The 11066-nt window shown below is 30.2% G+C and carries 11 protein-coding genes; 1 reads left to right on the top strand and 10 read right to left on the bottom strand.

Going from position 1 to position 11066, the window contains the following annotated elements; translation table 11 throughout:
• Positions 1 to 95: 95 nt before the first annotated feature.
• From amrS to U8307_RS09230, 4 genes are all read right to left on the bottom strand, one after another.
• Complete coding sequence (gene amrS, locus U8307_RS09245) at positions 96 to 926, bottom strand: AmmeMemoRadiSam system radical SAM enzyme (protein ID WP_326907228.1); 831 nt, start codon at positions 924 to 926, stop codon at positions 96 to 98.
• Complete coding sequence (gene amrA / locus U8307_RS09240; RefSeq protein WP_326907226.1) at positions 923 to 2308, bottom strand: AmmeMemoRadiSam system protein A; 1386 nt, start codon at positions 2306 to 2308, stop codon at positions 923 to 925. The genes amrS and amrA overlap by 4 nt, the downstream gene beginning before the upstream one ends.
• A gap of 28 nt (positions 2309 to 2336) precedes the next feature.
• Complete coding sequence (locus U8307_RS09235) at positions 2337 to 2462, bottom strand: hypothetical protein (protein ID WP_326907224.1); 126 nt, start codon at positions 2460 to 2462, stop codon at positions 2337 to 2339.
• Between the two features lie 208 nt (positions 2463 to 2670).
• The gene (locus tag U8307_RS09230; RefSeq protein WP_326907222.1) at positions 2671 to 3729 is read right to left on the bottom strand and encodes an MATE family efflux transporter; all 1059 of its coding nucleotides are present in this window, start codon (positions 3727 to 3729) and stop codon (positions 2671 to 2673) included.
• A gap of 129 nt (positions 3730 to 3858) precedes the next feature.
• On the opposite strand from U8307_RS09230, the gene U8307_RS09225 reads away from it, so the two are divergent.
• Entirely contained in the window at positions 3859 to 4545 is a 687-nt protein-coding gene (locus U8307_RS09225) for a DUF3298 and DUF4163 domain-containing protein (RefSeq protein WP_326907220.1), read from the top strand.
• Between the two features lie 120 nt (positions 4546 to 4665).
• On the opposite strand, the gene U8307_RS09220 is transcribed toward U8307_RS09225, so the two are convergent.
• The 6 genes from U8307_RS09220 to U8307_RS09195 all read right to left on the bottom strand — a co-directional run bounded on the left by U8307_RS09220 (position 4666) and on the right by U8307_RS09195 (position 10678).
• Complete coding sequence (locus tag U8307_RS09220) at positions 4666 to 6831, bottom strand: hypothetical protein (protein WP_326907218.1); 2166 nt, start codon at positions 6829 to 6831, stop codon at positions 4666 to 4668.
• The gene (locus U8307_RS09215) at positions 6828 to 7139 is read right to left on the bottom strand and encodes a hypothetical protein (protein ID WP_326907216.1); all 312 of its coding nucleotides are present in this window, start codon (positions 7137 to 7139) and stop codon (positions 6828 to 6830) included. The genes U8307_RS09220 and U8307_RS09215 overlap by 4 nt, the downstream gene beginning before the upstream one ends.
• Entirely contained in the window at positions 7129 to 7665 is a 537-nt protein-coding gene (locus tag U8307_RS09210) for an RNA polymerase sigma factor (protein WP_326907214.1), read from the bottom strand. Before U8307_RS09210 ends, U8307_RS09215 begins: the two co-directional genes overlap by 11 nt.
• A gap of 239 nt (positions 7666 to 7904) precedes the next feature.
• Positions 7905 to 9410, bottom strand: a complete 1506-nt coding sequence (locus U8307_RS09205; RefSeq protein ID WP_326907212.1) for a BsuPI-related putative proteinase inhibitor — start codon at positions 9408 to 9410, stop codon at positions 7905 to 7907.
• Between the two features lie 144 nt (positions 9411 to 9554).
• Positions 9555 to 9752, bottom strand: coding sequence for a hypothetical protein (locus U8307_RS09200; protein ID WP_326907210.1), 198 nt, complete (start codon positions 9750 to 9752; stop codon positions 9555 to 9557).
• Positions 9753 to 9919: 167 nt separating this feature from the next.
• Positions 9920 to 10678, bottom strand: coding sequence for a MerR family transcriptional regulator (locus U8307_RS09195; protein ID WP_326907208.1), 759 nt, complete (start codon positions 10676 to 10678; stop codon positions 9920 to 9922).
• Positions 10679 to 11066 lie beyond the last annotated feature (388 nt).

Raw genomic sequence — 11066 nt, 5'->3', positions numbered from 1 at the left:
TCTATGACTGTAATTGTTTTTACAGTCATAGAGTATCATATGAAAACAATTCTGTCAATAAAAAAGAAACTGTTTATATCCATAAATAAATTTTATTAGCAATTCCCTTCATAAACAAAATTAAGCTTTTCTCGTGCAATATTAGAAAGACTGTATACAGAAGATATATTAGTTGCACTTTTATCATTCATTTTATAGTTTGGAAAGAATCTAGATATATGTAACGGTATATTATTATCTATGGAAGCAATAAAATTAGATAAATTTCTTATTTCACCTTCACTATCATTCTCACCAGGTATTATAAGTGTAGTAATTTCTATATGACTGGTTTTTGCTCCAAGTTTAATAAAATTCTTAACTGCCTCAAAATTCCCTCCAATATTATTATAAAATTCATCAGTGAATCCTTTAAGGTCTATATTAAGAGCATCTATATAGGGCAATATCTCTTTCATTGGTTCTTCACAAAAGCAACCATTTGTTACTACAACATTTTTAAGATTATTTTTATTTGCTATAATCGAACAATCTCTAACATACTCATATCCTACAAGAGGTTCATTGTATGTATAAGCAATGCCAATATTACCTTCTGGTATTAAATCTATGGCAGCTTTGACCAAATCTTCTGGCTTTATGTATTGGTAACTTGATTCATCCTTTCCAACCATAGAAATTCGATGATTTTGACAAAATGAACATTTTAAGTTACAACCGAAGCTACCTACAGATAAAATTTTGCTGCCTGGACAAAATTTCCTCAGTGGTTTCTTTTCAATAGGATCTAGGGATATACCTGTAACCATTCCATAATTTATCGCAATTATCTCACCATTTATGTTACTTCTTGCCTTACATATTCCTATTTGATTTTCATTAAGTTTACAGTTATGGGGACATATTTTACATTCTATTTTGCTCATTTATGTCTAACCACCTCAAATCTTTCCATTTCATATTCTTCATAATGCTCAATTCCTGCTTTTTTAAGGGCAATGCTAACTTGTTCTTCTGGAGTATTTATACCTTCTAAATTAGGCAAAAGCAAGCCGCTTTTTCTTCCTTTAGTTACAATGACACCATATCGTTTTGGATTTAATTCTTCTATTGAATCAACAGGCTCCTTTTCTCCCAATACATCCACCGAGTATTCTATTTTACTCAACTCATTCTTAGTAACAGGATTAAACCGAGGATCCTCTAAGCCGGAACTAATTGCATTCTGAATTATTTCTTCAGCAATACTATTTGTAGTAGGCATTATTGTACCAACACATCCTCTAAGTTGTCCATTCATTTTTAATGATACAAAAACACCAGCTTTTTTCCGAGTCATCTCTCCAGGCAGGTCATTAGATTTATTAATCATTTTTTCATTAATTATATAATTTTCCAGTGATTTTCTTGCTAAACTTACATACTCATCTTCATTTGACATAATATCCTTTAATCTTGCCTCTTCATTTTTCTTGTAAATTTCACCAAAAAATCTACTTTTATCTTTTCCTAAAGTTTCAAATGAAGCTATTGCATAACCAACACCAAATGGTCCTTCGTACGAAAGAAGTTTTGGCTTTATAGACATACCATCTAAAGCTCCAGTCATAATAATAAAGGAACGTAATCCGCATTCACCAGCAGCTTCGCAGAAATCTTCATTAAATTCTAGAAATTTAGAAAAATCACCATTAGACATAACTGAAGTAACCTCTCTATCAAAGGTTGGTCCTTCTTCTGTGTAACCATAAGGTCCTTCATCCTTCAAAGAATGTGATAAGTCACCACTTGCTATCATAACTACTTTTTTATTTATTTCGTCAGCTGTTTTTGCTATGCATTTTCCAAAATTATAATGTTCAATTAATGATAGACCCGAAATAGAAATGCGAACAATTTTATAATCCTTATAATATTTATTGATAAAATATAATGGTATCATAGTGCCATGGTCTAATGATTTCCTTTTTTCCCCTAGTATTCCGGCAGGAATTTCTTCCTTATCTGCAAAATTACATAGTTTACTTACAAAATCAACATCATATTCAATTTCAAATTTAACATCAGGTTCTCCAAATTCTCTAAAATCTCCTTTTGCACTTTTCCCAGGTGATATATGAATATAATCAGAATACATTATTGAATGAGGTGTAGTAATAACTATTGTATCAGGTTTTAATTCCTCGATTTTTTTAGCAATTAAATCATAGGCCCTTACTGTTTTTTCTATTTTACTCTCTTGGCCTCTTCCAATTTTAGGAATTATTAATGGTGGATGAGGAACTATAAAGGTATTTGTAATTGGCATTTATTCACTCCTTTTAAATTCTATCGATTTATATACTTATATTATACCATAAATTTTCATCTTCAAGTTGTTTTAAATACTCTAAATTATTGCTTTCAATATTTGTAAGTTTGCTTTCCTTTGGCTTAGACACTTTGGAACTATATTTTGCCATAAAAAACTGACCTCCCATATGTTAGAATTCTAGGTCTAACATATGGGGGTCAGTACATATTCTTAATTAGTGGTTTTGTTATTTTATGTTTCTTCATTATGTCATTTAAAACATCTTCTTTTTCAATTATTGCATTTTCATTAACCTTTAATGAAATCACTTGAATAGCTTCTCAGTCTCTGTATTATTTATATCCTGAGAATAATTTTTATCCCTCGTGTTTACTTAGCTTAGGACAGGCACAATTACTACTGTTATACTTGCTATTTATAATCATCCACCGATTGCTTTTGTATCTTAGGTAGAAAATAATTACACCTAAAACCCAAGAACTTGATTCGCTAACAGCTATAACATCACTACCTAGTTTTTTTGCTAAAGAATATGATAAAAATATTCTCAAAGCAAGCATCATTATATTACCTACTGAAGTATACACCACATCTTTATTGCCTTGCAAAAATGAGGAATATGCATTTTGCAATCCAAATACAGGATAAAAAAATGCACAAATGTAGAAGAAACGCTGACCTATATTAGCAACTTCATCAGATACTCCAAATGCCTTCATAAAATGCCAGCCTGCAAAAACAACAAAGGATGTAACAATTACAGATAAAATAAGAATAATAATCATCCCATTTTTTAATCCTTCCTTTGCCCTTTCCATTTGATTAGCTCCAACATTCTGCCCAACAAAAATTGAAATTGCGATAGATATATTAATAATCGGCAGAATAGTCAAAGTATCTATTTTATAAGCAGTTGTAATTGCTGTAACGACGTAAACTCCAAATGAGTTCATAATATTTTGTAATAATAATGATCCAAAGGTACCAATTGTTGATTGAATAACCCTAGGTAAGCTTAATCTTAAGCACTCTAATAATAGTAATTTATCTATATAATTTTGTTTTAATAATATTTTAAATATTGAATGGTTTTTATTAATAAAATTAATTAAATAAACACACGAAATTATTTGCGCCGTAACTGTAGCAATTGCCGCACCTTTAATGCCCCAATTAAAAACCTTTATCAATACTATATCTAAAATTATGTTAATAATAGAAGATATTATTATTGAATAAAGGGGAGTTTTACTGTCTCCTATTCCTCTCAACATTGAGCTATAAAAATTATAAAGAACTAAAAAAGGAAAACCTAAAAAAATGATTGATAAATATTCTATTGATGGTTGCAAAATTTCTGAAGGAGTATTCAACAATATCAAAATTCTATTTTTAGAAAATAATCTTTGCTCCAATTTCATTTTTACAAAAATAATATCACAAACTAATATTTAATACAAGTTAATTGAAACCTTCATAATACTTCAAAACAAATTAAGTACCTTTATTTATATAAATCATATTATAATATAGGAGGTATATTTATGAAGAAAAACTGCTACAATTCAAACATATACATACAACAATACGAAAGAACATATAAATATAATGATATTGATGTACTAGTACTTTCAATAAAATATCCGATAATAACCATAAAAAACAACAAAATGTCAGAATGGCTCATTAACAATCAAATAGCCATGATAGTGAATGATTATATGAGATATGTTTATTATTTGTACTATCAAGCAATAAGATTTTATTATGAATCACAGGAAAATAATTTTCCATTTAACAGCTTTAGTGCTTACATGGAATATACTATAACCTACAATGAAAATTGTTTTTTAAGTAGTTATGTTGACAAATACGAATTTACAGGTGGTGCTCACGGAAGCACAGACAGAAGCTCTTATACCTGGGATTTATGCAGCGGGAAACAGATATTTTTCAACGATATTTTCAAACTAGAAACAGACTATAGGCTTTTGCTTACAGATGAGTTAATTAGGCAAGCAAATTATAATATTCAACAGAATCCAGGCATATATTTTGAAGATTACAAAGGTTTGATAATCAGGAATTTTAATCCACATAGTTTTTACTTAACAAGACAAGGATTAACTATTTATTATCAACAATATGAAATAGCTCCTTACTCTACAGGAATAGTTGAATTCACTGTTCCATATAATACCATTGGATGGTATCCAAGGTGTTATAAGTAATACAAACCCGCCTTTTTAGCGGGTTTGTCATTACTCTGATAAAATTAAAATGGTCCGTTTCTTTATTTTACTTCATAAAGTTTTACCCGGTTTTTACTTGTTGCCAATCTACAAGATTGTTTAGTCCCAATTTCTTTCAAGATATATCTCATTAAGTATTGTTTTAATATTAATATCCTTAATTTGTTTCACAGTTTCGTCATAAAGTTTCTTGCCCTCTTCATGATGTATACCATTTGTAAGTTTTAATAAAAAATCATTAAATATCTGTTTATCACTAAATTGAGGAGGGCTATTTTCAAGAGCTGTTAGCGCATCTTTGATTTTAATAGTTGACATTTTTGCATTATAGAATGTTTGTGATTGGATATTTCCAATTGCCTCCATATAGTTGCCAAAATACATATTAAGATAAAAAAGATTATCCGGAACATAGCTTTCGAATTTTTGTAGTGCTTCTCTTGCACCTTCCCAGTTTTCTATGGCAATATAATATCTGCTTAAAAGTCGGTATCCTGATTCGTCCATATTTTCCATTTCTTCCATTAAAGTTGCATACACTAAATCTTTGTTTTCCCTTATTTCTCCTAATTCCATATCCTTAAGAATTTCATAGAATAACTTATTACTTTTAGTAATGTCAGTATATCTTAATCCTAATTCTATTGCTCTTTCAAGATTTTTTTCTCCCTTTTTCCAACCAATTCCGTATATTTTTGTAAGGTATCTTAAGCTTTCTAAATCTTTAGGATTATCTTTAAGTTTATTTTCATAAAACTCTATTGCTTCAGGATATTTTTTTTGAAGGATTAAATTTTCACCTTCAGTAAGTTTACCTTCCACTGTGATACTTGGAACCTCATCATAATAGGTTCTTAATGGCAATGAGCTGGTTATAAGGCTGTAATTCTCATCATATGCATTTACAACTATGGGGTACTCAACACCAGGCAAAAACAATCCAAGTATGGCATGAGGACCAAGCAGCATTTCTTCTCCCTCAAAAGTTAGTCCGCTTGGCTGTTCCTTTAAGGATTCTATACTAAATGTAGCTGAAGTATCTGTAAATTGAGTTTCGCCATTCTTATCCATAACAGGTGAGCGAAAACTACTGCCACTTTTTCCATATGGTTCTGAAAATATAACCGGTTCAACTGTATAATATTTTGCTCCTTCTACTTCGTCCCAAGAAACTGTGAATTCATCTCCTGAAATTTTATCACCATGGACAGGTGTTTTTACTTTTAGAGTATTATTAAATACAAAATGAATTTCTCCGTCCTCTCCATTAAGTTCAAATTGTTTATAATTTGAACGCTGAAGCACCCTATTAGTAAGAAGTGAACCATCTACACCAATTCCAATATTATAAACTCCATCTTTAAGACCTAAGGTTTCAAATTTCCCGCTTTCATCTGTAATTCCAATATAATTTTCTCCACCGCTACTGAATCCTCCGTCTGCTTCTTGCACATATATTTGAACAAAAGCCATTGGTTTTCCCTCATAGGTTACCGTACCTCTTATTTTATTATCACCTTTGAAATCATTCATTACTCTTTCAAACCAAAAGCTTCTATCATAATATCTTCCTGAACCAAAAGGATTTTTTTCCCTTAATTGCCAATGTGTTTTATTTACGTTATCATATAATCCTTCGGCTTCTTCATAATTTCCATCAAAAGTGGCTATTTCAGCTTTTAATATATCAAACATTGTATCAGTTGGGTATTGATTATCATATATCTCAATTATTTTCTCAGCACTTTCTCTATCTCCATTTACATGAAATAAGAATGCATTATAAATATCAGCTGTATAAATTATTTTTTCTTCTTTTGATTTTTGTCCAAATGAAATCCACTTTTGAAGCAAATCAACATCACCTGTAGCAATTGCCAAGTCAAGAAGCATTTTATAGGAATCTATATAATATTCTTTTTCGCTTTCATTATCAGGGTTTTCCTTCATAACATCTTCAAGTAAACTTTTAGCTTTTGTAATATTTTCAGGACTTGTATCTTCTCCTCCACCCCATCCATTAAAAAAGATTGTATACTTAGAAAAACTTTCTATAAGGTTATTTACGTAAAGATACCCTCCCTTTATATTTGATGTGGTAGGATATGAAGCATATTTTTCAAAAAAAAGGAATGCTTTGTCTGAGTTCTTTTTTTCAAGATAATTAGCAATACTAAGAGTTGCTGTAGGAATAGCCCAGATATAAGTAATTACGAATATAACTATAAGAAGTAGTAATGTCTTTATTTTAATTTTTATTTTCATTTCTTACTCACCTCATAACTTTCCCTAACAATTACTTGAGAACCACCAAAATCTATAGTTCTTTCATTTTGTGACTTTAGGACATCTTTTGGAATAATTGTAATTAAAAGCAATGCCGCTAAACCAATTATTGACGGTGCCAAAGGTATTTCAATTTCTTTATTTAAAAAATCATTTATTTTATGTGATAATTTTTTCTTTTTATGTTTTACTATATTATCAACAGTTGTCTGAGACAAAGTCACGTTAAATGCTTCTTCTTCCATAATACCTTTTATTTCTAATCCAAGTTTATCTTTATTCTCCATTTAACTGTCCTCCTTTCAGCAACTTTTCCTTTAAAATATTTCTACCCCTCGAGAGCCGGCTTTTTATTGTACCTTCCTTTTCATTCAATAAATTCGATATTTCCTTAATGGAAAAATCATCAAAGTAGAAAAGCACCAACACTTCTCTATAAAGTGGATTAATTGTAAAAAGCTCTTTCCTTAACAGCTCTCTGTCTACATTAGTTTCTACATGTGACTCAACATCTTCACTGCCTACCCACTCATCTTCAAGAGAAAGTATCTCTCTCTTCTTTCTTAATCTATCTCGACATAAGTTAAGTGCTATAGTATAAATCCATGTATAAAGTCCGGAATTTTCTTTAAATGTTCTAAGCTTTTGAAAAACCTTAATTAAGGTTTCTTGAACTATGTCCTCCGCTTCCTCTCTGTCTTTTAGTATCAGGTAGCAGGTTCTCAATAATTTATTTCCGTAATCTTCAATTACTTGTCTATAGGCATCCTCATGCCCTTTCTTTAAGTTTTTAATCAATAACTTTTCTGCCACCTTCAACCCTCCTTACCATTTAGACGCTATCCCTAAAAATAGGTTGCAATAAAAATTTAAAAATATTATATCATATCTGAGCCGAGTGCAGCGCAAGCTCGCTTGCATTGCCGAGGCGATGGTATGATATATATAATATATCATAATTTCCTATTACATAAAATGTTTCACCATGTAAGTAAATACCAACTATAAAGGCAGACCATTCATATTTGGTCTGCCTTTATTTAGTGAATATATTAAATTGTCCATTGATTGTGTATTATGCCAACCAATTTCCAATTACCTTCATGTTCTTCAAATACCAATCTTAAACTTTGCCAATCAAGACCTTCAAACTCAGGATTGATTTCCGGTATATGATATTCTACAACAATTGCATTTTCATATACATCAAATTGATTTTCAACCATATTGCCTTTACTTAACACTTCATTGTATCCAATTTCAGCTTCATTTATAAAATCTTCAGTGTAAATGAACTTTTCATAATATTGGCTTGGTGTTAATTTTATTTCTTCTCCGCTGCCGTCATAATATCCCCAAATATATGAACTTTCATCAGCAAAGAAATTTACCATGTCTTCTTTACTTATAACTAAGTCGTTATCTGTTGAAACTGTTGTATAAGGAGTAAATCTAACACCTTTAACTGGATGTACATAATCTGCTATCTCTTCTGCATCTTTATCTTTTATTGCATTTATCAACTCATCTGCTGTTTTTTCGATAACTTCTTTCGCAACTTCAGATTTAATTATACCTTCTTCATTTAATTCATAGTCACTGCCTAAAGTAAAATTCATAACTGTTGTAAGTTGTTCTTCTTCTATTTCTTCATCCTCACCTGTTATAACCATTACATTAATTTGAGCCTTGTAATTACCGGTTGTTAACTTTTCTCCATCTTTATTAGTCATGTCCCACTCATCCTGCCATTTTATTACTTCACCAGGATTAAGGGTTTTACTTACAAGAGCCATTGTAAAAAACTTGCCGTCAGAGAATCTATATACTTCTTCACCATCTTCATCAGTTATAGTTAATTCAAATTGCTGTCCTGAGCCAAACATCAACTCCTGTGCTTCTGTATAGTGACTCATTAATTCAAAATTAAATATTACTTTATCATCTTGTAGTTCATAATTACCTTTAGTTTCATATCTGCCTTCAGCTATTGGTTGAGCATCTAAATTTAATTCTTTTTCAATTGCTTTAGATGTATTATTAATCAATACAGCTAATTCACCATATGTTACATTTGTTTTTGGATCAAAGATTCTTCCTTCTTTGCCTTTTGCTATATTATACATATAAGCAACGTATATACCATTTTGATATCTAATGTCTATATCACTTGTGTCTGAATAAATTAACATTTTTATTATTGGAATTTTATCTAAGTCCTTGCCTGTTTTTTCAGCCCAAATTTTAGTAAGCTCATAAACTATTGTCTCTCTAGACATTGATTCCCGTGTATTTTCATAATCCTTGTCAATTGTTAATTTAATAACCTTTTTAAAGTCTCCTACAGATATTGAATCATTTAGATTTTTACCCTTAAATATTTCATCTACTTCGAATTTTTTTGATAATTGTTCTAGATAAGTTTCAGACCAATGTACAACATCTATATCCTGTGCTAATATAGGAACTGCCCTTATATCCTGTGCATATGTTGGAACAGCTAATAATGAACTTAACGAAATCGTTAATATAGTATTTCTAATTAGTTTATTTTTCATAGCGACATCACCTTTCCTCTTTAATAAAAGTTCTTAATTATTAAGACGAATTATGATGCAAAATGTTCCTTAAAATATATAGTCCTCCTCTGACCTACAAATCAATCGACACTTTATTTAGATGTTTATAGCTCAGCAATTATATTAGCATATTCTAGGTAACATATTACCCTCTAATGGTCCAATTATTCTTTTTCCTCCAATAAGTGTTTCCATGAATACTATGGATTGAATACCACCTTTAACAAAACTCCCAATTATTGCTGAGTCTTCGCAACCTTCACATTGCGCAACTTCTTTTAATATATTTTTAGACTCATTTTTATCAACTACTAATATCAATATGATTCTCTAAATTATATGCGAAAAAGTTATTCATTATTATAAAAATATGAAGATAGAGATTGTATCTATTATGAAGAATTAAAGACAGTCCCCAATTTCACAATTAGAAAAATGAGGACTGTCTTTAATTTTAGTTTCTTTCTATTTTACCTTGTTTTCGATAACTATATACCTGTATAAATTTTGACTGCATCTCTTAAAAAAACAGTAGCGCCTGATACCGCTTTATCATAATAAGCAGAAAACCTTTCATCATCAACATACATTTGAACAACTCCAACATGAGCTTCTTTTGTATAATCGTCCCAAAAGTATGATAGCCATCTACGATGCATATCTGCTGTTTTTTGTGCAAGTTCACCAGCAGGGTCACCTGTTTCTACTGCCGCCTTCAAGGTTTTAAGTATGTCGTTTCCTAATTTTTCTATTTCATCATATTGTTCTTTTGTCATGTTTTTGAACTTAGTATTAGATTTTTCAACCTGCTTAACGCCGTATTTTTCACGTGTTTCCTTACCATATTTTTTCTCATTTTCATCAAGTAAATTTTGCTTAAAGCCTTCAAATTTTTCTTTATCAGACATAATATTTCCTCCTTCTTTCATAGATATGGTTTTTTCAACATTTTGAATTATTAAATCAAGCTTTTTTCTTTTATCTAAGAGTTTTTCATGATGTCCCTTCAATACTGTTACAGCATCATAACCAGGTGATTCTAATATTTTTTTTATAATTTCCAATTTTACATCAAGTTCACGATAAAACATAATTTGCTGGAGTCTATCAACCTCCATTTGTCCGTAAATTCTATACCCTGATGAATTAATTCTTGCAGGCTTAAGAATCCCAATTTCATCATAATACCTCAAAGTTCTTGTACTTATACCTGCTAAACCACTTAACTTTTGTACTGTATATTCCAAATCTTCACCTCCTGACAAGATAATTGTACACCTTGACGTTACGTCAATGTCAATAGGGATTTTTAAAGATTTAATCCACTTGATAGAAGCAACCCTGAAACTGTTAAACTAGCTCCCATCATAAAAATAGATGCTGTTATCATTAAACTGAATAAAGTCAATATTTATTAAAAATTATATGAACTTATTGTTATATTATTGTCAAATTTAACATTTTAAATGCAAACCTAAAATGAATTTGCTTGCAATTCTTAGCAAATTGTATTGACATACTTGTTAAATAATGATACAATGTGCATGCGAATTGTAAGCAATACATACGAAGTGTATTCAAAACGGATACATCTGCATGTATCCGTTAGGCACTCAAATTAAAATTGAGGAGATT

It is taken from the genome of Sedimentibacter sp. MB31-C6 (assembly GCF_035934735.1).
Classification (GTDB): domain Bacteria; phylum Bacillota; class Clostridia; order Tissierellales; family Sedimentibacteraceae; genus Sedimentibacter.
This window is presented reverse-complemented; position numbering and strand designations above follow the sequence as displayed.

Excerpts from the sequence above, each read along its gene's own strand:
- amrS (WP_326907228.1), bottom strand. The coding sequence starts at position 926 with ATGAGCAAAATAGAATGTAAAATATGTCCCCATAACTGTAAACTTAAT.
- amrA (WP_326907226.1), bottom strand. The coding sequence starts at position 2,308 with ATGCCAATTACAAATACCTTTATAGTTCCTCATCCACCATTAATAATT.
- U8307_RS09235 (WP_326907224.1), bottom strand. The coding sequence starts at position 2,462 with ATGGCAAAATATAGTTCCAAAGTGTCTAAGCCAAAGGAAAGCAAACTT.
- U8307_RS09225 (WP_326907220.1), top strand. The coding sequence starts at position 3,859 with ATGAAGAAAAACTGCTACAATTCAAACATATACATACAACAATACGAA.
- U8307_RS09220 (WP_326907218.1), bottom strand. The coding sequence starts at position 6,831 with ATGAAAATAAAAATTAAAATAAAGACATTACTACTTCTTATAGTTATA.
- U8307_RS09215 (WP_326907216.1), bottom strand. The coding sequence starts at position 7,139 with ATGGAGAATAAAGATAAACTTGGATTAGAAATAAAAGGTATTATGGAA.
- U8307_RS09205 (WP_326907212.1), bottom strand. The coding sequence starts at position 9,410 with ATGAAAAATAAACTAATTAGAAATACTATATTAACGATTTCGTTAAGT.